Source organism: Trinickia sp., assembly GCF_035492435.1.
GTDB lineage: Bacteria > Pseudomonadota > Gammaproteobacteria > Burkholderiales > Burkholderiaceae > Trinickia.
Genome location: NZ_DATJJF010000112.1, coordinates 11,503 through 33,309 on the forward strand (window position 1 = coordinate 11,503; position 21,807 = coordinate 33,309).

The following is a 21,807-nucleotide window of genomic DNA, read 5'->3' on the forward strand; positions in this document are numbered from 1 at the left end:
CGCCACTCGCGCGCAGCAGCCGCATTGTCGTTGTCGCAAGCACCGCTTTCCTTAAACCGCCACGAGCCCATCGCCATGCCTGAAGCCACCGAAAGACCTTACGTCCTGCACATGTTCTCGAGCACACCCCAGATGAGCCCGTTCGACGTCAACATGGCAGCCGATGCGGGCTATCAGATTGTTGTGCCGTACTGCAATGTCGACGAAGACAACGTCGTGCAACTCACGCAGGACGCCATCTTTTCGCGCGGCCCCAAAGGCGTGTCGCGCACGGGCATCTTCATCGGGGGGCGCGATGTCATGCAGGCAGCCGACATGCTGGAGCGTGCACGCAATGCGATGGTGCCTCCCTTCGAGGTTTCGGTCTTTACCGATCCGAGTGGTGCCTACACCACGGCAGCCGCGCTTGTCGCACTGGCGGAAAGGCATCTGAAGGCGGTGCACAACGTCGATCTGGGCGGCAAGCGCCTGCTGATTCTCGGCGGCACCGGCGCAGTGGGACGTGTGGCGGCGGCGATGGCCGCGTCGCTTGGCGCGGATGTCGCGGTGGCGAGCCATGCGAGCCAGTCGCGCGCGACGCAGGTGAGCGACGAGATCAATCGGCGCTTCGATATCGCAACTTCGGGTGTCGCGACCGGGTCGCCCGAGCAGTTGCACCGCGAGCTCGCGCGCGCGGAAGTGGTCTTCGCCACTGCCGTAGCGGGCGTGCAGGTCATGACCTCCGCCGATCTCGCCCATGCGAAGAACCTGCTGATCGCCGCCGATGTGAACGCCGTGCCACCCGAAGGCATCGCAGGCGTGAATGTGATGGACGACGGCAAGCCGCTCGCGGGCGCGGCACGCGCGGATGCGGTCGGTATCGGTGCGCTCGCCATCGGCAACGTGAAATATCAGGCGGAGCATCGCCTGTTCCTGCGCATGCGCACGGGTGGCAAACCCGTTTATCTCGGCTTTCCAGAAGCATTCGACGAAGCCCGCGCTATTGTCGCGGGCCAGAGCGCATGACAATTCGCACGCATGCCTCGCACGCGCCACGCATCGCGGTGGCCGGACTGTCCGCGCGCCTCGTCGCACAATCGGCCACCCGCGCGGGACTCGATGTAGTCGCGCTCGACGTCTTCGGCGATCGAGACACCAGAGAGCATGCGCACCTGTGGTTCGATATCGCCGGCGACGGTCTTTCAATAGACCGTGCGCGTCTCTATGACGCGCTCGAACAGGCCGCGCACCTGCCGCGCATGCTCGGCCTCGTCGTGACGAGCGGACTGGAACCCCTCACGGACGAGCTTGCCCGCGCGCCGCGCGTGCCGCGCTTCATCGGCAATGGAGGCGAAGCCGCCGCCGTGCGCAATCCGCGGCGCTTTTTTGCGCTGCTCGACGACGCGGGCATCGCTCACCCGGAAGTGCGGTTTACGCCACCGGTTGAACGTCAAGGCTGGCTCGTGAAGTGTCCGGATGGCTGCGGCGGCACGCACATCGAGCAGGCCGAGCACGTCGATGAGACCGCTCCCGGCGCCTATTTCCAGCGTCTCTCGCCGGGCCGTTCGATGTCGGCGCTCTTCGTCGCGGCGCGCCGCGAAACGGTGGTAATCGGTTTTGCGGAGCAGTTGAGTATCCCGATGGGACATTTACCGTTCGTGCATGCGGGCTCCATTGGGCCGATCGACGTGATGCCGACAACGGCCATTCGCATCGTTGAAGCGATTGAGACGATCGTCCGGAAAACGAACCTGACGGGCCTGAACAGCATCGACTTCCTGCTCGATGACGACACATTCCGCGTGCTCGAGATCAACGCGCGTCCCTCTTCGACGATGGCGCTCTACGAAGCGGCACGCCCCGACGCGTGGCCGCGCGGTCTAATCGGTGCACACCTGGACGCGTGCCTGCACGGCGAGCTACCGCGCGCGCGCTGTGCTCAAAGCACGATGTTGCCAATGCGCGCAGGCCAGCGCGTGATTTTCGCGCCCTTCACGTTTACCGTATCGCACGCTTTGAGCGACGCCTGCTTTAGCGATCCCGCCTGTCACGATGTGCCACTCGCAGGCACGCGCATCGAGGCGGGAATGCCGGTCTGCACCGTCAGTGCCATTGCGCCCACACTGGCGAGGCTGCACGTCGAACTGGAGCGCGAACACGCACGCATTCTCCGAAGCATCCAAATGGACTGAGCCATGATTTCATCTGCTACCACGCCGTCCGGGATCAGCGTCAATGCATCGAGCGAGCGGCTCGTCGCGCAACTCATCGACAACGCGAAGCGCCTGTCTGTCGAGGTCACGAAGACGCACGCCGGCACGGTCATTGTCGATGCGGGCGTGAACTGCGCTGGCAGCGCCGAGGCGGGCCTTTTGATCGCACGCATCTGCATGGGCGGGCTCGGGCACGTCGCGCGGCGCATCGCCTTTGACCCGCAGCCGCTTTGGCCGAGCTATCTCGAAGTCCATACGTCGAATCCGGTGATCGCGTGCCTCGGTAGCCAATACGCGGGCTGGAGCCTTAGCGCAACGAAAGAGCAAACAGGTGGCAAGAAGTTCTTTTCCCTCGGCTCGGGACCCGCCCGTGCGCTTGCGGGAAAGGAAGCGCTTTTTGACGAGCTGGGCTACCGCGACCGGCACGAGTGTGGCGCGCTGGTGATGGAAGTGGACCGCCTGCCCCCGCAAGTAGTTATCGACAAAGTGCTGAACGATTGCGGCCTCGCGCCCGAAAACCTCGTGATCGCCGTGACACCGACACACTCTGTCGCGGGTACGGTGCAAGTCGTCGCGCGCGTCGTCGAAGTTGCAATGCACAAAGCGCATGTGCTGGGCGTCCCGCTCGAGGAAATCGTCGAAGGCAGCGGCAGCGCGCCGTTGCCGCCGCCCGCTCCCGACGGCATCGAAGCGATGGGCCGCACGAACGACGCGATTCTGTATGGCGGCCGCGTGTACCTGACCGTGAAGAGCGATGCGGCTGCAAAGCGACTCGCCACCGAATTGCCGTCGTCCAATGCACGCGACTACGGGCGTCCGTTCGCCGAGATCTTCAAGTCCTTCAACTACGACTTTTATCAAATCGATGCCGGACTCTTCGCACCCGCTGAAGTATGGATATCGAGCCTCGAAAGCGGCGCTACGTACCACGGCGGGCAGGTCAACAAAGCACTGCTCGACACGCAATGGCGAGCGCTCGGAGTAACAGCATGAAAACGCGCCTGAGCGTCGCGATCATGACCGACGAAACGGGCTGGCACACCAGCCGGCTGAAAAAGGCGTTTTGTGCGCGTGGCGTGGAGGCGCGCTGCGTCGATCTGGCCAATTGCCGCATCGACACGAGCTGGCGACCTTACGGTCTCGCGATTCCGGGCTTTGGCCACACCTTACCCGACGCGGTGTTCGTGCGTGGCATCGCCGGGGGGACTTTCGAACAGGTGACCCTGCGGCTCGGGATCCTGCACGCGCTTCGCGAATGCGGTGTGACGGTGTACAACGATGCGCGCGCGATCGAACACAGCGTCGACAAGTCGATGACGAGTTTTCTGCTCAACCGTTACGGTGTGCCAACACCTGAAACATGGGCGTGCGAATCCGCGGCTTTCGCGCAACGAGTGCTGCTGCGTGAGACGGCGGCCGGCCGGCAGCTGGTGATGAAGCCGCTGTTCGGCTCACAGGGCAAGGGCTTGAGGAAGATAGGTGGAACGGCGAGTGCCACGCTTCCTTCGTTGAAACCGTTCAATCGTGTGGCTTATCTCCAGCGTTACGTCGAGGCCGAAACCGTCGCAGGCGAACCCGGCTTCGACTGGCGCGTGCTCGTGATTGGCAAGGAACCGGTCGCGGCAATGAAACGCGTCGGCGGCGACGGCTGGATCCACAACTTCGCACGCGGTGCGCGCTGCGAGCACGCCGAGCTGAGCGCACCGCTTGCGGACATCGCACTGCGCGCAACTCAGGCGCTTGGACTCGATTACGCGGGCGTCGACCTGATTGCGTCCGACGACGGACGGCCCGTTGTGCTCGAAGTGAACGGCGTCGCGGCGTGGCGAGGGCTGCAATCGGTGACGCCGGTCGATATCGCGGCGCGGCTCGTCGACGATCTGCTCGAGCGCAAGCTCGCCGCATCGCAGGTTACGCTTACGCTAGCGAGCGGCGATGGCCCGCGCTGACACCTGCCCGCGCGCATACGCCCGCGCGGCCTTCCTGCGCGCGTGCGCGCTCGATATCGAAGTGCGCAAACCGGGCAACGTGAGCATCGCAAGCGCGGGGCACGGCATGACCGCAGCGCAATTTATCGCGAGTGCGGACGCGGCCGCCGCCGGTCTCTTCTCACCGGACGCACACGTGGGAGCACGCATTCTCGATGCCGTGCGCCGCACGTTCGACGCGGTCCGCTGCAATACGAACCTCGGCATCGTGTTGCTCTGCGCGCCGCTGTGCGTTGCGCTGGAACGCATCAAATCCATCGGACAGACCGATCTGCTCGATGCCACGCAATGGCACGCCACGACGCAAGCCGTGCTCGACGGGCTCGATATCGATGATGCATGCCACGCCTATCGCGCGATTGCATTCGCCAATCCCGGTGGCCTCGGCGATGCGCCCGAGCAGACGGTGCATGCGCCGCCCACAGTTGGACTGCGCGCAGCCATGGCGCTCGCCGCCGAACGCGACAGCATCGCACGGCAGTATGCGAACGGCTTCACGGACGTTTTCGACGCCGCGCGTGCCGTGAATGTCACGGATCCACACGAAGCCATGCTGGAGGTGTTTCTGACGTTCCTTTGTGCCTGGCCCGATTCGCACATTCTGCGCAAGCACGGTACGGCGACGGCGCAAAGTGTCACGCGTGACGCGTCCCTTTATCGCGAGCGCTGGCGCGCCGCGGGACACCCATCGGCAAGCGCGGAACTCGACGCATGGGACGCAAGCCTGAAGGCGCACGGCATCAATCCGGGCACGAGCGCCGATCTCTCGGTGGCGGCGCTTTTCGTCGCGCTCGTGCTCGACGGCAAGCGGCATGAAGCGCGCCTCCTCTAAGCAAAAAGTGGCACGAATCATGTTAAGGACTGCGGGCTTATGCGCTGCGAAACGCAAGTCGCTCGCCGAATGCATGAGGCAAATGAGTCGCTTGTTTCACGCCTTCCGGACTTCGTGTCCGAAAGCAAATTCGATCGTCCCGAGAACTACATCACTGGAGGAACAGCATGGCCAAAATCAACCGCGTCCTGGTAGGCGAGTCGCTCGTCGGCGATGGCAACGAGGTCGCACACATCGACTTGATCATCGGACCGCGAGGCTCCGCGGCCGAGACCGCCTTCTGCAACGCGCTCACCAACAACAAGGACGGCTTCACGTCGTTGCTCGCCGTCGTCGCGCCGAATCTGATGACCAAGCCGAACACGATCCTCTTCAACAAGGTGACGATCAAGGGCGCAAAACAGGCCGTGCAGATGTTCGGCCCGGCGCAGCGCGCGGTCGCGATGGCGGTGGCCGACAGCGTGGAAAGCGGCATCATCCCGGCCGATGAAGCCGACGACGTGTTCATCAGCGTCGGCGTGTTCATCCACTGGGAAGCGAACGACGACCAGAAGATTCACGACTTCAACTATCAGGCGACGAAGGAGGCAATCGAGCGCGCCGTTGCAGGCGAACCGAAGGCCTCGCAAGTGGTTTCGAGCAAGGGTGCGTCGTCACATCCGTTCTCGCCAAACTGATTGGCCGTGCGGCTTGCGCGTAACGCTGAAGCGGGCCGCACGCAGCATGACTACGATAAAGCGAGGCTTTAAACGCATGATTCCACGTCGCTACGCACTGATGGCGCTCGCCTGCCTTTCGCTGATTCCGCCATTCTCGTATGCCGAGGGGAGCGCTTCGGTCCAAGGCCACGATTATCCAACCCAGGGGCGCGTGGAGTACGTGCTCGGCTGCATGGATGACAACGGCCACGACTTCGTAAATGTCTATAAGTGTTCCTGCGCCATCGACAAGATCGCACAGGTGCTCACTTACGACGATTTCGTCGAGCAGTCGACGTTCTCCAAATATGCGACGTTGGGCGGCGAAGGCGGAGCGGAGTTCCGCGTCGATCGCGCGAGAGCGCAGACCAAGAAGTTTCGTGACTTGCAAAAGGATGCCTTCAGGCAGTGCGGGTTCGGACGGCAAACCGCCGCCTCCGAGAAATAATCTGTCAGCGCCCCTCCGATAATCGGTCTCTGGCGCTCACCCCGCTCGTGTTCCCCGGCGCTGTTCCGTCCCGCGCATTTTTGGGCGTGCGGGCTCTAGCTCATCGCTTGAAGACCGCATGACGCCCTGACGGCGCGGCACCATCAGGGCGTCACCGGCACTTCAGTTTGGAAAGAAGCCCGTGCCAATCCAGGCGAGACTCGCTCGGCGGTCCCGCATGGCGCTGTCTTCCCGTCCTGCCCGGCAACGACGCTCTATCAGCACGCCAACCGCCCCGACATCGTCGAACTTCGCTGGCTTGGCGAGCGACACCCTCACCCAGTGCGCACCGAAGTCGGCGATCATCATCTGCGCGATGCGCTCGGCAAGCACCTCCAGCAACTGGACGCCGTGCGAGGCCAGCAAGCGATGAATCGCCTCGCGGACCGCTGCGTAGTTAACTGTGTCTTCGATGCGATCTGTGACGCACGCCCGAATCGACGGCACCCCGATCGCAAGGCTCATCCTGACCGGCTGCGGGTCATGCAGTTCACTATTGTCGATGCCGATTACCGTCTGCCCCGTCAGTCCCTCGATGTACACGATATCCATTGCGGCGCGGTCCTCGGTGTCCTGCTGCACGGCTTCGCGCATCGGCTCGAATCGGTCCATGTGTTTTCGCCGCTTCAGCGCGGCCCGGTTAATTTGCTGCCGTTGATCGGCGCTTTGGCGCATCTCGCATCGTGCGTCAGAGCGATGAGGCGCAAAAACAAGCAAAAATCGGGCGCAAAGACAATCCTAATGCGACTACGTATTGAAGCAATTCTCCATAGGATGTAGTCTTTTTGGGAACCGGGTCGGATCGCTAAAAAATATTGCCATTGCTGAGCAGCCGGCACCCGGCCTCGAGGTACGCCTAGCATCCGGACAGCCGTTGCAAGCGTAGAGCACCGAGAGCTTGGGCATAAAACACAACGATTCGGCGTCGAGGGTCCGCGCGAGAAGTTTGCAAGTTGCTTGCAAACCACTTTCAAACACCGACCACGAGAGACGCCACGGAGACACGCCCCCATGTCGTCACTCGCTGACGTAGACACGCATGTCCGTGAAGTGCTGAATATTGTCAACAACCCGCTGGCCGCCCGTCGCGCCAGAGATTCCGTTGCGCAATCCTGGATTCGCTGCCTGACCGAATTTCAGCTCGATCCTGCCCGCTTCGTCATGCCGCCCGTGCTGACGCAGCACGAGCTAGCTGAGCGCCGCGACGCCGCAAACGACCTCATCACATGTTCGAAGCTCGAAATGACCACGCTGTATCAGCAACTGGCCGACCCCGAGCTCGCCGTGGTGCTAGCGGATGCGGACGGCGTGATCGTGCATCAGGTGTCCTCGGTGCCATTCGGCGAGGCGGTGGCGGCAGACGGTCTTCGCGTCGGCGCGCTGTGGAGCGAGCGCGAAGCGGGTACTAACGGCATGGGTACGTGCCTCATCGAGCGCGATTGCATCGCCGTGTGCCAGCGCGAGCATTTCTATCCGCGCTATACGTCGCTCACCTGCTCGGCCGCGCCGATCTTCGACGAGCGCGGCACGGTGGTCGGCGCACTCGACGTGACGAGCCGCTCGAAGCTCCTGCAGCAACACTCGCTCGTGCTGGTCGGCATGTCACGGCAGATGATTGAAAATCGTCTGATCGATGCGCGCTACCGGCATGTCAACATGATCCACTTTCACAGCCGCCCGGAATTCGTCGGTACGCTGCATGCGGGCAAGCTTGCCGTCAGCGATGAGGGCGTCGTTCTCGCCGCGAGCCGCAGCGCGCTCTTCCAGCTTGATCTGCGCTCGCCCAACGAATTGTGCGGCAAGCGCATCGAGGAAGCATTCAACGCAACGCTCGAGGACATGATCGCCCGCAGCATCCGCGGCTCGTTCCATCCCGTGACGGTTTACAGCGCAAAGGCGAACAGCCGCTTCTTTCTCACCGCGCAAACGCCGCGCGATGCGGCAAACGGAGCAAACGGCACTAAGCGTAGTTTGATGACCGATGGGCTGCCGGCCTCGCCGAGCGCCACACGCCAGAAAGCGCCGCTCAAGGACACCACGCGCGATGCGCTCGGTAGCACGAGCGAGAGCGGCCGGCTCGACAAGCTCGCGCATCTGGAATTCGGCGATCCTCGCATGGCCTCGCAGATCCAGCTCGCAGCGCGCGTGATCCAGCGCAAGATACCGATCGTTCTACGCGGCCAGACGGGAACCGGAAAGGAAGTATTCGCCAACGCCCTGCACGGCATCAGCCCGAACGGGTCCGGCGCCTTCGTCGCGGTGAATTGCGCATCGCTGCCGGAAAATCTGATCGAAAGCGAGCTCTTCGGCTATCGCGCGGGCGCGTTTACGGGCGCGCAGCGTGAAGGACGGCGCGGCAAAATCGTGCAAGCAAACGGCGGCACGCTCTTTCTCGATGAGATCGGCGACATGCCGCTCGCGTTGCAGGCGCGTCTGCTGCGCGTGCTGGAGGAGCACGAAGTGACACCGCTCGGCGCGGAAACCATCGTCAAGGTGGATTTTCAGTTGATCAGCGCGAGCCATCGAAATCTCATCGATCTCGTGCAAAGCGGTATGTTTCGCGAGGACCTCTACTATCGGCTCAACGGGATCGAAATCAACCTGCCGCCGTTGCGCGAACGAGCCGACGCGCTCGCATTGATCAACCATATCCTCGAATCGGAATCGGAATCGGACCGCCCGCCCGCGCTGAGCGAAGAGGCGCGCCGCGCGCTGCTGAGTTACGCGTGGCCCGGCAATATCCGGCAGCTGCGCCATGTGTTGCAAATGGCGATTGCGCTGTGCGACGGGCCTGAGATTTTCTGCGTGCATCTTCCGCGTGAGATCGTCAACGGCACGCCGCAAAACGCAGCGCCGGCCGCGCCGCGTGCGCCGGCAGCCGGCACGCAGCTCGCGGATCTGGCCGATTACGCCGACACCTCGACACTCAACGCAATCCAGGTCGTGGAGCGTCAGACCGTCCTGCAATTGCTCCGGGAGCATCGCTGGAATGTGAGCAACGTCGCGAAGGCACTCGGTATCAGTCGTAACACGTTGTACCGCAAGATGCATCGGCTGCATATCCGACTTTCGCATGCATCGTATGACACCCCCATGCAAACTGACGCCGGCGCATGATGGAGCAACCCACGCCCGCCCGCCGGCTCGACGAGCTCAAGCCTGATGCACGCTTCGCATGGTGCGTGACAGGCTCCGGCCACATGATCGAAGAGTCGATCGATCTTGCGTTGCACCTGCCGGATGTCGATCTCTTTCTTTCCTCCGCGGCCGAGGAAGTGCTGCCGCTTTATCGTTGGCCCGTGCCGAAGCTGCGCGAGCACTTCAAGGTGTTCCGCGACAACAGCGCGAGCAGCGTGCCCGTCGGCATGTTGTATGGCGGCGACTATCACACTGTCGTGATTGCGCCCGCGACGAGCAACACCGTCGCCAAGTGCGCGCTCGGCATCTCCGATACGCTGCCCACCAATCTGTATGCGCAAGCCGGCAAGCAATGCGTGCCATCCATCGTATTCGCCTGCGACACCGCCAAAAGCGTGATCACGCAGACGCCGCATGAGTGGGTCGAAGTCCGGCCGCGCGCGATCGAGTTCGAACATGTCGAACGGCTCGCGCAATTTGCGTACACCACGGTTGCCCGCTCGCTCGACGACTTGAAGGCTGCGCTCGATCAACGCCTGTCCGATCTGAAACTCGCATGGACCACATCGTCTTCCTGACGGGCAGACTCGCTCAGGCGAGTCTGAATCAGGTGCTCGAAAGCATCGCACCGGCCGAAACAAAAGCGCCGTTTACCTGGGAAGTGCGTGAGATCGGGCTCCAAGTGGCGGGGCTCATGACCGCCGACCTCATTCGCAGACGCGTGAATCCGCCTTTAACCGAAGGCACGAGCCGCATGATCGTACCCGGACGCTGCCGTGGCGATCTCGATGCGCTCACCGAACACTATGGCGTCAAGGTGGAACGCGGCCCCGAGGAAGTGAAGGATTTGCCGCAATTCTTTGGCCGCCAGGCCAAGCGCTGGGATCTGGAGCAATACGAGACGGAGATTTTTGCGGAGATCGTCGATGCGCCACGGCTCGATCTCTCCGGCATCGCAGCGCAGGCGCTCGAATACAGGCGTCAGGGCGCAGATGTGATCGATCTCGGCTGTCTGCCCGCGACGCCCTTTCCGCACCTTGAGGACGCGATCGCGATGCTCAAGGAACAAGGCTATCGCGTGAGCATTGATTCGATGGCGAATGAAGAACTGCTGCGCGGCGGTCGAGCAGGCGCGGACTATCTGATGAGCTTGAACGCGGATTCGCTATGGATCGCAGATGAAGTTTCATCGACTCCGATACTGGTGCCACGCGAGCCGCATGACATGGCCTCGCTCGATCTGGCGATCAAAGAAATGACGAGGCACGGCCGCCGTTTTTTTGCCGATCCGATTCTCGATCCGATTCCGTTCGGACTTGCGGCCTCGATCGCGCGCTACGTGTCCCTGCGCGAGCATCATCCGAGTGTGCCGATCATGATGGGCATCGGCAACGTGACCGAGTTGACAGAGGCGGATACGACGGGCATCAACGCAGTGCTGCTTGGCATGGCAGCGGAGCTACGCGTCGGAGCGGTGCTGACGACTTCCGTCAGTCTGCATGCGCGGCGCGCCGTGCGCGAAGCCGATGTCGCGCGGCGGGTGATGCATGCGGCACGCCAAGCGCAGACGCTGCCCAAAGGCATCACCGACGATCTATCGCCACTACACGCAAGGCGTCCGTTTCCTTATAGCGTCGAGGAAATCAGCGCGTTCGCGGCAGCCGTGCGCGATCCGAATTTCCGCGTGCAGGTGTCGGCCGAAGGCATTCATGTGTATAACCGCGACGGGCACCATGTCTCGGTAGATCCTTTCGCACTGTTTCCCGAGTTGAGGGTTGAGAACGATGGCGGGCATGCGTTCTATCTCGGCGTGCAGTTGGCACGAGCGGAGATTGCATGGCAACTCGGCAAGCGCTTCGATCAGGATCAGGCGCTCGACTGGGGGTGCGAGGTGGATCGACCCAAACAGGATCTGAGCGGGTGGCATGCGCCGGGGGCGACCAAGAAATAGAGTGCCTCTTTCCCCCTTGCGCTTCCATGGGACAGTTTGCTGCGTTTTTGTCGCACTCGCCATAACGTTGTGCTGGTCAACTTGTTCGGCAACGCTTCATGTCAGGTCGATGGTTTTGGCATGGCCCTTGCGTCTTTCGACCGGCAGCCGCTCCTTCGGCACTGCGAGCAGTCTCAGCAACGATTCACCATCACATGGAGAAACGCTATGCAATGGACCACCCCTAGCTTCATCGATATGCGTTTTGGTCTCGAAATCACGATGTATATCGCCACGCGCTAAATGCGCATGAAGCCTGCACGAAGCCGCATCCCATGAAATATGCGGCTCCGCTCGTGCGGTTTCTCGCACCCGTTGCCGGGCGTACTTAGATGGCCGCCTCCGTCACGAACCTATATCGGCAAGTGCCCGATCTCATGATCTACGAAACGATTGTCACCACCGCGGATCGCGATGGTCGGCCGCATGTCGCGCCGATGGGCGTGCGCTATGAAGATGGCTTCACGATCCTCGCGCCGTTTCGTCCCTCCACTACGCTCGACAACGTGCTAGCCACAAGGAGCGCCGTGGTCAACTTCACGACCGACGTGCGCGTGTTCGTGGGCTGCGTGACCGGCATCGCACGCGATTGGCCGACACGCGTCACGACCGCGGTGCCGAGCGTGCGGCTTGCCGATTCGCTCGCGCATACGGAGCTGCGTCTCGCCGAAGTGCGGGACGACCCAACGCGCCCGGTGTTGCGCATGGAGTGCGTCCATCGCGAGACGCATGCGCCATTCGCTGGCTTCAATCGTGCGCAAGCCGCCGTCGTCGAAGGGGCCGTTCTAGTGAGCAGGCTCTTTATGCTGCCGCCGGAAAAGGTCGATAGCGAGATCGCCTATCTGCGCATTGCTATCGACAAGACCGCCGGCGACGCGGAGCGCGAAGCATGGCAATGGCTCATCCAGGCCATCGAGCAGCATCGGGCGAAGGATTCGATCCCTTCGTGCGCGCCAAGCGCTTGCGGCGCTTTGGGGTCTCGAAGCGCGTAGGACCACATTCCACGGGAGTTCACGATGACCGCATTGCTTGCGAGCGTCCGCTCGGCAGAAGAAGCATTTGATGCCGCGAAGGCCGGCGCCGAACTAATCGATCTGAAAGAGCCGGGCGCGGGCGCGCTCGGCGGCGTTCTTATCGGCGATCTCGCCCGGATCGTGCCCGCGCTTCGCGCGCAGTACCCAGTGCGGCCGATCAGCGCTGCGATTGGCGATCTGCCCAACGACGCACTCAATGAAATGGCGACCCGCGTCCTCGACGTCGCAGCGACCGGGGTCGACTATGTGAAGGTCGGCGTAACGCCCGGGCCGGGCGCGGCAAACTGCTTGCGATTCCTTGCGAGCTTGCCGGCAGCGGTGGTGCCGGTGCTTCTTTCTGATCACGGTGTGGATCGCGCGCTTTGTGCGCTCGCCGCACAGCTCGGCTTCAAGGGCATCGTCTTCGACACCGCGAGCAAAAATGGTCGCACACTATTCGATTGCGTCGATGTCAACACGCTAGCGGCATGCCTCGCCGAGGCACGTTCACGCGGCACGATGACGGCGCTCGCCGGATCGCTCGGTTGGGACGATCTCGTCCGGATTCGCGCGCTTGCACCTGATATCGCGGGTTTGCGTGGCGCGCTATGCGACGAGCGCGACGGGCGAACGGGACGGCTCGACCCGCGTCGCGTGGAAAAATGGGCAACGGCGTTGCGCGGCCATTAGATTGATGCAGCAAGCCGCTTGTCGATACGGCTTGCGCATGCCTTCACGGGGCCCCGATCAAACCTCCACATTGAGCAGCCGGTCCCGCATCACGCCCGCATCGTTCTTGCCGAGAATCTCGACAACGTAATTCGCATCCCGCACATAAGCAGGAAACCGCGCATCGACCACACCTTGCGCGGCAAGCGTCTCCAGCGGCGCATCCGCCTGCACATTGCAGGACTTGACCATCATCAGACGCTCGGCATTGATCGAAGCGCAAAGCCATGCGGCGAGGCTGTCGGAGGTGGTGTCCCAGTTGGTCATCGAATCGGGCGCCGTGCGCATGAGATTGGTGGGCACCCATACGGCCACGCGTCCGTCGCGCAACGCACGCCGGATGTGCTCTTCATTCGAAGCAAGCACGAGTTCGGGCACCACACCCTGCATGAGAATGGCGTACTGCGCCATGGCGAGCAGACACATGTTGTGGGCGGCGAGATCGTCGAAGCGCCATTCGCTCTGATACTGCCGCACCGCGTCAGCAAAATCGCCGCCACCCGGGACGATCACGACGCGCCCTCCCCCCAGCTCCCAAAGCCGCGTCAGCCACTCGCGCAGCGCCGGGTCGTGACTGAGGCTGCCCCCGATTTTCACCACCCACATGGTCACCTTCCTCTTTCGTGATGGAACGCCCGGGCCTCACCGTCAAGCCACGCACCCGGTTCTCTTCGATTCGATCGCGTCGTTTGTCACGTAAGCGCTCATGCAGCGGGCGACGACGCATTGCAGGCAAGACACGTTTCGTGGCTCGCCGTGCTCTCTATCCCCCTCGACGCGAGCAGCGCAATCGCCACGCTCGGCGCGCACGTCGACGCCCATTCGGCTCGCTCGGCTTCCTCGCTCTCCACGCCCGCCACGCGCGCAAAGTCGACATAGCTGCGCGATTTTTGGCCTGCGAGCGCCGCCGCGAGAAAACGCCCACATCCCGCACCGACGAGCGGTGCCCCCAAGAGCGCCGGATGTCGTTCGCTCACACGCGTGAGGTTGGCCGCGAGTGTGCGCAACTGCGCGCGCCGCCAGTGTTGCGCGAACCGCCGCCATTCGTCATCGCTTGCGTCGGCCGCATCGCGTCCGATCATTCGGGCGATACGCTGGCGGCTGGCGGCCTCCGTTTTTGGACCGTTGTCGGCACTTGGATGCTGATCGTGCTCGGGCCATAGTTCACCGGTCAGACGATAGACGTCCGCAGTCGTCGCGAACCACTCGTTCATCACGCCCGTGGTCTCACCGCGAAACGCGATGCGACGCGCCACACCGCACAAGGGCGTGCGTACCACGCCCTGATAGACGAGTTCTCCGCTCACGAGACGCTCGGCGTCGTTCCATCCGCACGCGGCAACGCGCCCTGCGACGATCGGAATAATGTCGGTGGTCGTGCTGCCGATATCGATCAGCAACGCATCCGGCATCGAGGCCGCCACCCACTGCGCTGTGGCGAGCCAGTTCGCGGACGCCACCTTGCGCCAGCCGTCCACGCACGCGGAACTCGCGAGCCAGCCGCCTTCCCGTGTTCCGCCCGCAAAGAAAAATGTCTGCCGCCCGAGCCGTTGTGCGAGCGTGCGCGTGAGTGTGCGCACGCCTTCTGCACGGTCGGCGAAAAGATCGACCATTTCTCCGGTCATCGTGACGGCGTGTAGCGCCGATGCCTCCGCGGCCGCGGGCCAGCGCTCGAAGACGCCATCGATTGCGTGCTCCAGATGGGCAAGACCCTGCCAGAGCGGACACGCCCATTGCGCCACGTCAATGACCTCGGCAACCGCACCGTGCACCGCCGCGCGGCGCGTCATCGATACCTTCACATGTGCACCGCCCACGTCCCAGCCGAACACGGACGTTTGCCTGTCGATCAAGTTCGTCGGACCGGCATTCATGACGAGGCCCCGCACGCATGAGCTGTCTTGCGGCCATCGAAGCCCGGCACGCGATGGGCGGCGAGCAGGTCCGCCGCGAGATTGCGCGCCGCTCGCTTGGACAATTCGGCGTAGGCGACGGTCGGTCGCGGATTGACCTCGATGACGACGGGCCCGCGCGCCGCGTTCCATACGACATCGATGCCAGCGAAGCCGCGCAATCCCGGAAACGCCTGCGCCACATCCATCGCAAGCCGTTCGAGCGCGCGCCCTTGCGGACCTTGCCGGTCGATCTGGTCGACCTCCACGCCGTCGAACTGCACGATGCGTTCACGCCTGGCCGAATTCGCTTCCGAGATCCCGATGCGCTGCCGGTTGATCGATATGAGCCGTGCGCCCTCATCGTCGCACATGAGCGACAGGCTAAGCGGCTCACCCTCCACCCACGCCTGCAGCACAGGATTGCGGCCACCCGCCACGCGCCTTTCATACTCCACGCGGGCGGCGTCGAGATCCTGATAGACAAAAGTGTCTAGTCCGCCCGCGCCGTCGTCCGGCTTGACGACCCAACGGCTGGCCTCGTGCAAGCAAGCATCGTCGGGCTTCAGCGCGGGCGTCCCAGCGATACCGTGCGCGGCGAGACGCGCGGCCGTCGCACTTTTACTCGATGCCGCTCGAATGGCTTCTTTCGCACAGCCAAGCCAGCGCGACGCACCGACCGCATCGTGCAAACGCAAGAGCAGCTGGTCGCACTCGGGCGCGATGACGCACGCGTAATCGTGCGCACGCGCCATGCGCGCGACGAAATGCGTGACCGGTTCACCGCGCTCGGCGCAACGGCGCGCGAGCGCGCCGTCGGGTTGCTCGAAGCGCGAGCTCGCGAACGTAACCGCGACGCCTGGCAATGCGCGCAAGTCCGACGCAATCGCATCGCGCATCATTCGGCCTTCGACAATCAGCGCGGAAAGATCGGCAAGGCTGCCCGTGCCCGCGACATCCGGATCGATGCCGCCGCCCGTGAGATACTCGAAAACAAAGATCGTGGTCAAAGGAAATCCATCCATGCAGGTAATTCCCGTTCTCGATCTGCTCGACGACCACGCGGTGCGCGCGGTGCGTGGCGAGCGCTCACACTATCGGCCGATCCAGTCATCCTTGTGCGCAACGAGCGATCCACTCGAGGTCGCCCGCGCGCTAGGTGCGGCTACTGGCTCGACTACCCTTTACATCGCCGATCTCGGCGCAATACTGCAACGCGGCGCGCATACCGAGACGCTCGCCGCGCTGTGCGATGCGCTCGGTGCTCACGCGTCAATCTGGCTCGACGCTGGCTTCACCGATTTCGCATCGATGTGTGCACACGTCGAGCGCATCCAGGGCCTCGCGCGCTCGGCGAGTCCCGCGACGCTCGTGCCTGTCTTCGGCACGGAAACCTTGCGCGATCCGCACGCTATCGCCGAGGCAACCGAGGCAGGTCATGCGCCCATTCTCTCGCTCGACTTCCGCGGCGGGCGCACATTGGGCCTCGCGCATGCGGGCAGCACGTGGTGGCCGTCGCGCGTCATCGTCATGACACTCGATCGGGTGGGCGCGTTCTCCGGGCCCGACCTCGACACGCTTGCCGCCGTTCGTGCCGTTGCCGGTGAGCGAGAACTCATCGGCGCTGGCGGTGTGCGCGATGACGCCGATCTCGCACGTGCTTCATCGAGCGGTGCGTCCGCCTGGCTCGTCGCTTCCGCAATCCACGATGGGACCATTCACGCTTGCCTCGATGCAAGCCGTTATTCGTCGCAAGGGTGACTCAATATCTGTGCCATGCGAGGTACATGCTGGCGTGGCCCGGAGCTTTGTTGATTTAACGGTGTAAGCCGTTGGCAAGCTGGTGTTGCATCGTGCGATTCATGGGTGACAGTGTGTTGCACTGCGCACCATTCTTTAGCCTGACGGCTGCTTATCACCGAATTGCGGTGAGGCCTGCGGAAATGGCGTACCTCTCGCCTGCGAAACGACGCTCAGTTTGCGCATGGGTAGGAGCCGGATAAAGCGGAAAGAACGATGGCACAGACTTTGCGACAAAGCGCGACCATGCACGCGCCCCCCACTTCTCGGCACGAAGCCGATCCAGGCCAGCACGAAAAGGTCCCTGCTCGCGCAGACGAGCACGCACCCTGGACGTGTCCATTTTGCCCTTTGCTATGCGACGACATCGCACTCGTTTCGACGGGCACAGCAGGTCTCGCTGCGCCGCGTACCCAGTGCTCGCGGCTTGAGGCAACGCTCATCCACCTGGAAAACGCGGACGCAAACCCGACACAACCCATGATCGACGGCTGCCGCGCCGATCCAGCATCGGCGCTCGCACGAGCCGCACAGATCCTGTCGCGAGCGAAACGCCCACTCTTCGGCGGCCTCGCGACCGATGTCGCCGGCGCGCGTGCACTTTATGAACTGGCGGCACACTGCGGCGCGATCCTCGATCATCTGCACGGCGATGCGCTCGCCGCGGGCACATTCGCGATGCAGGACCGCGGCGCCGCATTCACCACGCTCTCGGAAGTGCGCTCTCGAGCCGATCTGCTCGTCGTGTTCGCATGCGAGCCATCGCGACGTTATCCGCGCTTCTACGAGCGTGTCGTCGGGGCGAAGCACGGCCAGAGCGTTGTCTTCGTCGGATGCGAAACGGACCCGGCCTTCAATGGCCCGAGCGAAGCGATGCTGCAAGGCGGGAATCCATTCGAGCTCCTCGCGCAATGGTCGGCGCTCTTAGAGAGCGGTGGCAAATCCATCGGTTCGAATCGCATTACAGAAGAACTCGGCGCATTGAGTGAACGAATCAACGCCGCCAGCTATACCGCGTTCGTCTATGAGCCCGCGGCACTGCCAGGCCCGCACGCGGCGCTCGCCATCGAAGCGCTGCATCGCATCGTCAAGGCGATCAATCGCACCGCGCGCGCAGGCGCACTCGCCCTCACGGGCGACGATGGCGCCCTCACGGTCAATCAGGTCGTGACGTGGCTTTCGGGATTTCCGCTGCGTACCCGCGTGGCCGCCGGCTTGCCGCTCGATCACGACGCGCATCGCTATCGCACCGACACGCTTCTGAGTCGACATGAGATCGATGCGATGCTCTGGATCTCTAGCTTCACCCCCGAGTTGCCGCCCGTCTTGCTCAATGACGATGTGCCCATGATTGTCCTCGGTCATCCGGCAACAGCGCTCTCGTCGTTGAATGCACGCCATGGATCGACCGTGTTCATTCCTGTCGCGACGCCCGGCATCGATTGCGGTGGACATCTCTTTCGCGTCGATGCGTCGGTGGTCACACGGCTTGCAGCTGCACGTGCAGCAAGCCTGCCCAGCGTCGCGCAGATCGCGAACGAACTGATCAACGCGCGGAGATCGTCATGATCACGCGATTACGGGGGGGCACACTTTACGATCCCGCCAACCGTATCGACGGCGAGCGGCGCGACTTGTATATCCGCGATGGCCGCATCGTCGAACAAGAAGCGATACACAGCGAAAGCATCGCGCCCGAACGCGATTTCGACGCGGGCGGCATGGTGGTGATGGCGGGCGGCATCGACCTTCACTCCCATATCGGCGGCGGCAAGACGAATCTGTCTCGGCTACTGTTGCCCGAGGATCACCGTAACGATCCGCGTGCCGTTTGCAACGATGTGGGCGACGGAAGCTACATGCGTCTGCCGTCATGCGGCGTGTGCGCGCCAGGCACGCTCGCCACCGGCTACCGTTATGCAGAAATGGGCTACACAGCCGCATTCGAGCCCGCGATGATGGCGTCCAACGCACGCCACGCCCACTTGGAAATGGGCGATACGCCAATCATCGATCACGGCGCCTACGTGATGATGGGCAACGACGAGCTGTTTTTGCAGATGCTTGCTGCGCAAGAAGACTTCGAGCGCATTCGCGATTACGTCGGCTGGACCATCAACGCGAGCAAAGCCCTCGGCGTGAAGGTCGTGAACCCAGGCGGCATTTCTGCGTTCAAGTTCAACCAGCGCTCGCTAGATGTCGACGAACCGCACCGGCACTACAACATCACGCCGCGCGATGTGCTGAAGACGCTCACGCGCGCACTCACTGATCTGCGTGTGCCCCATCCGCTCCATGTGCATGCGAGCAATCTCGGTGTGCCAGGCAATGTCGAATCGACCATCAAGACGATGGACGCCGCCGAAGGCCTGCCCATCCATCTCACGCATATCCAGTTCCACAGCTATGGCGCAGACGGCCCACGCAAGTTTTCGTCGGGGGCGCGCGCGATCGCCGAAGCGATCAATTCGCGCGCCAATGTGACGATCGACGTCGGTCAGATCATGTTCGGCCAAACGGTGACCGCCTCGGGCGACACGATGATGCAGTTCAAAAACGTGCCGCTCGCTCGACCACGCAAATGGGTGCTAGGCGATATCGAATGCGATGCGGGCTGTGGCGTGGTGCCGTTCCGCTATCGTGAAGAGAGCTATGTGAATGCGCTGCAATGGATCATCGGGCTCGAAATTTTTCTGCTCGTCGATGACCCGTGGCGTGTGTCGATGACGACCGACCATCCGAACGGTGCGCCGTTTACGAGCTATCCTCATCTCATTCGCCTGTTGATGGACAAGTCTTTCCGCGATGACCAGCTCGCGAAGCTTCACGCCGACGCGCAGGCCGCCAGCACACTAAAGGACATTACGCGCGAATTTTCGCTTTACGACATTGCCATCATCACGCGCGCCGGTCCCGCGCGCTTGCTGGGACTGAAGGACCGCGGCCATTTAGGCACGGGTGCCGCGGCGGATATCGCCGTATATCGCGACGATGACAATCGCGAGCGCATGTTCACATCGCCCGCGTTCGTGTTCAAGGACGGCGAATTGATCGCACGCGACGGCACCTTGCTGCGCGCTCCGGCTGGCGGAATTCACCATGTTCGCCCCGACTATGACCGTTCGATCGAGAAACGTGTTCGTGCTTTCGCAGAAGCCAATATCGCAAGCAGGTTCGAGAACCTCGCCATCGGCGATGACGAAATCTGCGCATGCTGCAACGGCGGTAAGCTGCTGCCCGTTGCATGCTTTGCCACGAGCGCGGGGTAACGTGCATGCGCATCAACGACACACAGATTGACGACACCTTCGCCGAGGCCTTCCCGATGAAGGCGACACGCCTCATCATCACGGCGCATACGCGGACGTGGGCGCGTCATGCAGCGAATTCGCTGACGGGTTTCGCGACTTCCGTGATCGATTGTGGCTGCGAGGCTGGCGTCGAACGCGATCTCACCCGCGATGAAACGCCCGACGGCAGGCCAGGCGTGTCGGTGCTGATTTTCGCTGTGTCGTCGAAGGAACTGGCTAAACAGATCGCACGGCGTGTCGGTCAATGCGTGCTGACGTGCCCGACCACGGCAGTCTATAACGGCATCGATCCCAGAGCGACGCATGCCCCGCTCTCCGATAACGCACCGCTTGGTGCGGGCCTGCGCTTCTTTGGCGATGGCTGGCAAGTTTCAAAGGTACTCGACGGCATACGCTACTGGCGCGTGCCCGTGATGGATGGTGAATTCGTTTGTGAGGAGTCCGTCGCGACGGTAAAAGCCGTGGGCGGCGGAAATCTACTCTTTCTCGCACGCGATCTCGATAGTGCACTGAAGGCCGCCGAAGCTGCCGTCGCCGCGATCCATACGCTGCCCAACGTCATCACGCCATTCCCGGGCGGCGTGGTTCGCTCTGGCTCCAAGATCGGCTCGAAATACGCCGGCGCCGCGGCTTCGACCAACGACGCGTTCTGCCCCACGTTGATTGGCTTGTCGAAGAAAAGCGAGCTAACTCGCGACGTTGGATGCGTACTCGAAATCGTCATCGACGGTCTCACAGATGCGGATGTCGGCGCCGCGATGACTGCCGGCATCCGCGCCGCAACGTCAATCGATCAAGCAGGCGGCGTATTGCGAATTTCTGCAGGCAATTACGGCGGCAAGCTCGGCCCCTATCACTTCAGGCTCCACGAGCTAGCCGCGCGCATCGACGGGAGGCGCGCTTGAACGCCATTACCTTACGCGTGAAAGATGCGCCTGGCTTTCGTGTCGATGCGTCGACATTGTTGCCTGCCGTGCTTGCTTCATCTTCATGCAATGATGTGCCGCGCATCGTACTGCAAGGCGCCGGCGAGAGATGCACGCTGGGCGATCTCTTCAGTATCAGGCAGGTGGACGCCAACGCGCCATCACTCACGATAGAAGGCGACGCGCAATGGCTCGATCGCCTGGGCGCGAACATGAGCGAAGGAACACTTACCGTCCGGGGCCACGCAGGGGACTATGCGGGTATCAACATGATCGGCGGTGAGTTGCACATAGAGGGCAATTCGGGCCGCTTTACTGCGTGCGAGTTGCAAGGCGGCCGCGTCACGGTGCACGGCAATGCGGGCGATTTCGCGGCCGGCGCGCTGCCAGGCGACATGGAAGGCATGGCAGGCGGCGTGCTCACGATCCACGGGAACGCAGGTGCGCGTCTCGCGGATCGCATGCGGCGCGGCACGGTGCTCGTTGGCGGCGATGCCGGAGATTTCGCGGCGTCGCGGCTGGTGGCGGGAACGGTCTGCATCGCCGGTGAGGTAGGTGCACATCTGGGTTATGGCATGCGGCGCGGCACGTTGCTGTTGCTCAATCCGCCCGCGCACATCGCGCCAACCTTTACTGAGGGCGGCCACGGCTTCGGCGTGTTCTGGTTACTGCTCAGTCGCGCGCTCACACACGAAAGCGCGGCTTTTGCGACGCTCGACACGAGAGCGTTGCCACGGCGCTATGCAGGCGATCTTGCCGTGGACGGACGCGGGGAATTACTGATCGTTAAAGACTAGTTTTGAAGTTGCTT

22 protein-coding genes are annotated in these 21,807 nt (G+C 62.9%); 18 read left to right on the plus strand and 4 right to left on the minus strand.

The features are described 5' to 3' along the window. The first annotated feature begins 75 nt into the window (after window positions 1-75). The 7 genes from VL598_RS08620 to VL598_RS08650 all read left to right on the plus strand — a co-directional run bounded on the left by VL598_RS08620 (window position 76) and on the right by VL598_RS08650 (window position 6,158). Window positions 76-1,005, plus strand: a complete 930-nt coding sequence (locus VL598_RS08620) for an NAD(P)-dependent methylenetetrahydromethanopterin dehydrogenase (protein WP_325326288.1) — start codon at window positions 76-78, stop codon at window positions 1,003-1,005. Next, window positions 1,002-2,171, plus strand: a complete 1,170-nt coding sequence (locus tag VL598_RS08625; protein WP_325326289.1) for an ATP-grasp domain-containing protein — start codon at window positions 1,002-1,004, stop codon at window positions 2,169-2,171. Before VL598_RS08620 ends, VL598_RS08625 begins: the two co-directional genes overlap by 4 nt. 3 nt (window positions 2,172-2,174) lie before the next feature. Beyond that, entirely contained in the window at window positions 2,175-3,185 is a 1,011-nt protein-coding gene (gene mch, locus VL598_RS08630) for a methenyltetrahydromethanopterin cyclohydrolase (RefSeq protein WP_325326290.1), read from the plus strand. After that, complete coding sequence (locus VL598_RS08635) at window positions 3,182-4,141, plus strand: RimK family alpha-L-glutamate ligase (protein WP_325326291.1); 960 nt, start codon at window positions 3,182-3,184, stop codon at window positions 4,139-4,141. The genes mch and VL598_RS08635 overlap by 4 nt, the downstream gene beginning before the upstream one ends. Continuing rightward, the gene (locus VL598_RS08640) at window positions 4,128-5,012 is read left to right on the plus strand and encodes a triphosphoribosyl-dephospho-CoA synthase (protein ID WP_325326292.1); all 885 of its coding nucleotides are present in this window, start codon (window positions 4,128-4,130) and stop codon (window positions 5,010-5,012) included. Before VL598_RS08635 ends, VL598_RS08640 begins: the two co-directional genes overlap by 14 nt. Before the next feature lie 167 nt (window positions 5,013-5,179). After that, complete coding sequence (gene fae / locus VL598_RS08645; protein WP_325326293.1) at window positions 5,180-5,689, plus strand: formaldehyde-activating enzyme; 510 nt, start codon at window positions 5,180-5,182, stop codon at window positions 5,687-5,689. Window positions 5,690-5,765: 76 nt separating this feature from the next. Continuing rightward, window positions 5,766-6,158 (plus strand): hypothetical protein, encoded by a 393-nt coding sequence (locus VL598_RS08650; RefSeq protein ID WP_325326294.1) that lies wholly within the window; start codon window positions 5,766-5,768, stop codon window positions 6,156-6,158. Window positions 6,159-6,320: 162 nt separating this feature from the next. Here VL598_RS08650 and VL598_RS08655 read toward each other — a convergent pair whose 3' ends face one another. Beyond that, on the minus strand, window positions 6,321-6,809 hold the full coding sequence (locus tag VL598_RS08655) for a dihydroneopterin aldolase (protein WP_325326295.1): 489 nt from the start codon (window positions 6,807-6,809) through the stop codon (window positions 6,321-6,323). Between the two features lie 399 nt (window positions 6,810-7,208). Between VL598_RS08655 and VL598_RS08660 the strand changes: the two genes are divergently transcribed. The 6 genes from VL598_RS08660 (at window position 7,209) to VL598_RS08685 (ending at window position 13,028) form a co-directional block, all read left to right on the plus strand. Beyond that, window positions 7,209-9,314 (plus strand): sigma-54-dependent Fis family transcriptional regulator, encoded by a 2,106-nt coding sequence (locus VL598_RS08660; RefSeq protein ID WP_325326296.1) that lies wholly within the window; start codon window positions 7,209-7,211, stop codon window positions 9,312-9,314. After that, entirely contained in the window at window positions 9,314-9,913 is a 600-nt protein-coding gene (locus VL598_RS08665) for a flavoprotein (RefSeq protein WP_325326317.1), read from the plus strand. The genes VL598_RS08660 and VL598_RS08665 overlap by 1 nt, the downstream gene beginning before the upstream one ends. Then, the gene (locus VL598_RS08670) at window positions 9,892-11,286 is read left to right on the plus strand and encodes a DUF6513 domain-containing protein (RefSeq protein WP_325326297.1); all 1,395 of its coding nucleotides are present in this window, start codon (window positions 9,892-9,894) and stop codon (window positions 11,284-11,286) included. Before VL598_RS08665 ends, VL598_RS08670 begins: the two co-directional genes overlap by 22 nt. 207 nt (window positions 11,287-11,493) lie before the next feature. Then, the gene (gene pqqA, locus VL598_RS08675) at window positions 11,494-11,568 is read left to right on the plus strand and encodes a pyrroloquinoline quinone precursor peptide PqqA (protein ID WP_325326318.1); all 75 of its coding nucleotides are present in this window, start codon (window positions 11,494-11,496) and stop codon (window positions 11,566-11,568) included. 134 nt (window positions 11,569-11,702) lie between these two features. Next, a complete protein-coding gene (locus VL598_RS08680) occupies window positions 11,703-12,317 on the plus strand; it encodes a DUF447 domain-containing protein (RefSeq protein WP_325326319.1) in 615 nt (204 codons plus the stop codon). 24 nt (window positions 12,318-12,341) lie between these two features. Further along, a complete protein-coding gene (locus tag VL598_RS08685; protein WP_325326298.1) occupies window positions 12,342-13,028 on the plus strand; it encodes a (5-formylfuran-3-yl)methyl phosphate synthase in 687 nt (228 codons plus the stop codon). 57 nt (window positions 13,029-13,085) lie between these two features. Here VL598_RS08685 and VL598_RS08690 read toward each other — a convergent pair whose 3' ends face one another. The 3 genes from VL598_RS08690 to VL598_RS08700 all read right to left on the minus strand — a co-directional run bounded on the left by VL598_RS08690 (window position 13,086) and on the right by VL598_RS08700 (window position 15,969). Then, entirely contained in the window at window positions 13,086-13,673 is a 588-nt protein-coding gene (locus VL598_RS08690; protein WP_325326299.1) for an aspartate kinase, read from the minus strand. Window positions 13,674-13,771: 98 nt separating this feature from the next. Then, on the minus strand, window positions 13,772-14,941 hold the full coding sequence (locus VL598_RS08695; protein WP_325326300.1) for a hydantoinase/oxoprolinase family protein: 1,170 nt from the start codon (window positions 14,939-14,941) through the stop codon (window positions 13,772-13,774). After that, window positions 14,938-15,969, minus strand: coding sequence for an ATP-grasp domain-containing protein (locus VL598_RS08700; protein WP_325326301.1), 1,032 nt, complete (start codon window positions 15,967-15,969; stop codon window positions 14,938-14,940). Before VL598_RS08700 ends, VL598_RS08695 begins: the two co-directional genes overlap by 4 nt. A gap of 13 nt (window positions 15,970-15,982) precedes the next feature. Between VL598_RS08700 and VL598_RS08705 the strand changes: the two genes are divergently transcribed. The 5 genes from VL598_RS08705 (at window position 15,983) to VL598_RS08725 (ending at window position 21,793) form a co-directional block, all read left to right on the plus strand. Further along, entirely contained in the window at window positions 15,983-16,720 is a 738-nt protein-coding gene (locus VL598_RS08705; protein WP_325326302.1) for a HisA/HisF-related TIM barrel protein, read from the plus strand. A 255-nt stretch (window positions 16,721-16,975) separates the two neighbouring features. Continuing rightward, complete coding sequence (locus VL598_RS08710) at window positions 16,976-18,328, plus strand: formylmethanofuran dehydrogenase (protein ID WP_325326303.1); 1,353 nt, start codon at window positions 16,976-16,978, stop codon at window positions 18,326-18,328. Next, complete coding sequence (locus VL598_RS08715; protein WP_325326304.1) at window positions 18,325-20,028, plus strand: formylmethanofuran dehydrogenase subunit A; 1,704 nt, start codon at window positions 18,325-18,327, stop codon at window positions 20,026-20,028. Before VL598_RS08710 ends, VL598_RS08715 begins: the two co-directional genes overlap by 4 nt. A 5-nt stretch (window positions 20,029-20,033) precedes the next feature. After that, a complete protein-coding gene (gene fhcD / locus VL598_RS08720; RefSeq protein ID WP_325326305.1) occupies window positions 20,034-20,975 on the plus strand; it encodes a formylmethanofuran--tetrahydromethanopterin N-formyltransferase in 942 nt (313 codons plus the stop codon). After that, window positions 20,972-21,793 (plus strand): formylmethanofuran dehydrogenase subunit C, encoded by an 822-nt coding sequence (locus tag VL598_RS08725; protein ID WP_325326306.1) that lies wholly within the window; start codon window positions 20,972-20,974, stop codon window positions 21,791-21,793. Before fhcD ends, VL598_RS08725 begins: the two co-directional genes overlap by 4 nt. The last annotated feature ends 14 nt before the right edge of the window (window positions 21,794-21,807 follow it).

Bases quoted from the DNA above. Each gene is read 5' to 3' on its own strand.
- VL598_RS08660 (WP_325326296.1), top strand. From the start codon at position 7,209: ATGTCGTCACTCGCTGACGTAGACACGCATGTCCGTGAAGTGCTGAAT.
- VL598_RS08715 (WP_325326304.1), top strand. From the start codon at position 18,325: ATGATCACGCGATTACGGGGGGGCACACTTTACGATCCCGCCAACCGT.
- fhcD (WP_325326305.1), top strand. From the start codon at position 20,034: ATGCGCATCAACGACACACAGATTGACGACACCTTCGCCGAGGCCTTC.
- VL598_RS08620 (WP_325326288.1), top strand. From the start codon at position 76: ATGCCTGAAGCCACCGAAAGACCTTACGTCCTGCACATGTTCTCGAGC.
- VL598_RS08665 (WP_325326317.1), top strand. From the start codon at position 9,314: ATGGAGCAACCCACGCCCGCCCGCCGGCTCGACGAGCTCAAGCCTGAT.
- VL598_RS08625 (WP_325326289.1), top strand. From the start codon at position 1,002: ATGACAATTCGCACGCATGCCTCGCACGCGCCACGCATCGCGGTGGCC.
- fae (WP_325326293.1), top strand. From the start codon at position 5,180: ATGGCCAAAATCAACCGCGTCCTGGTAGGCGAGTCGCTCGTCGGCGAT.
- VL598_RS08685 (WP_325326298.1), top strand. From the start codon at position 12,342: ATGACCGCATTGCTTGCGAGCGTCCGCTCGGCAGAAGAAGCATTTGAT.
- VL598_RS08690 (WP_325326299.1), bottom strand. From the start codon at position 13,673: ATGTGGGTGGTGAAAATCGGGGGCAGCCTCAGTCACGACCCGGCGCTG.
- VL598_RS08640 (WP_325326292.1), top strand. From the start codon at position 4,128: ATGGCCCGCGCTGACACCTGCCCGCGCGCATACGCCCGCGCGGCCTTC.
- VL598_RS08670 (WP_325326297.1), top strand. From the start codon at position 9,892: ATGGACCACATCGTCTTCCTGACGGGCAGACTCGCTCAGGCGAGTCTG.
- VL598_RS08635 (WP_325326291.1), top strand. From the start codon at position 3,182: ATGAAAACGCGCCTGAGCGTCGCGATCATGACCGACGAAACGGGCTGG.
- VL598_RS08705 (WP_325326302.1), top strand. From the start codon at position 15,983: ATGCAGGTAATTCCCGTTCTCGATCTGCTCGACGACCACGCGGTGCGC.
- VL598_RS08650 (WP_325326294.1), top strand. From the start codon at position 5,766: ATGATTCCACGTCGCTACGCACTGATGGCGCTCGCCTGCCTTTCGCTG.
- VL598_RS08680 (WP_325326319.1), top strand. From the start codon at position 11,703: ATGATCTACGAAACGATTGTCACCACCGCGGATCGCGATGGTCGGCCG.
- mch (WP_325326290.1), top strand. From the start codon at position 2,175: ATGATTTCATCTGCTACCACGCCGTCCGGGATCAGCGTCAATGCATCG.
- VL598_RS08710 (WP_325326303.1), top strand. From the start codon at position 16,976: ATGGCACAGACTTTGCGACAAAGCGCGACCATGCACGCGCCCCCCACT.
- VL598_RS08655 (WP_325326295.1), bottom strand. From the start codon at position 6,809: ATGGACCGATTCGAGCCGATGCGCGAAGCCGTGCAGCAGGACACCGAG.
- VL598_RS08695 (WP_325326300.1), bottom strand. From the start codon at position 14,941: ATGAATGCCGGTCCGACGAACTTGATCGACAGGCAAACGTCCGTGTTC.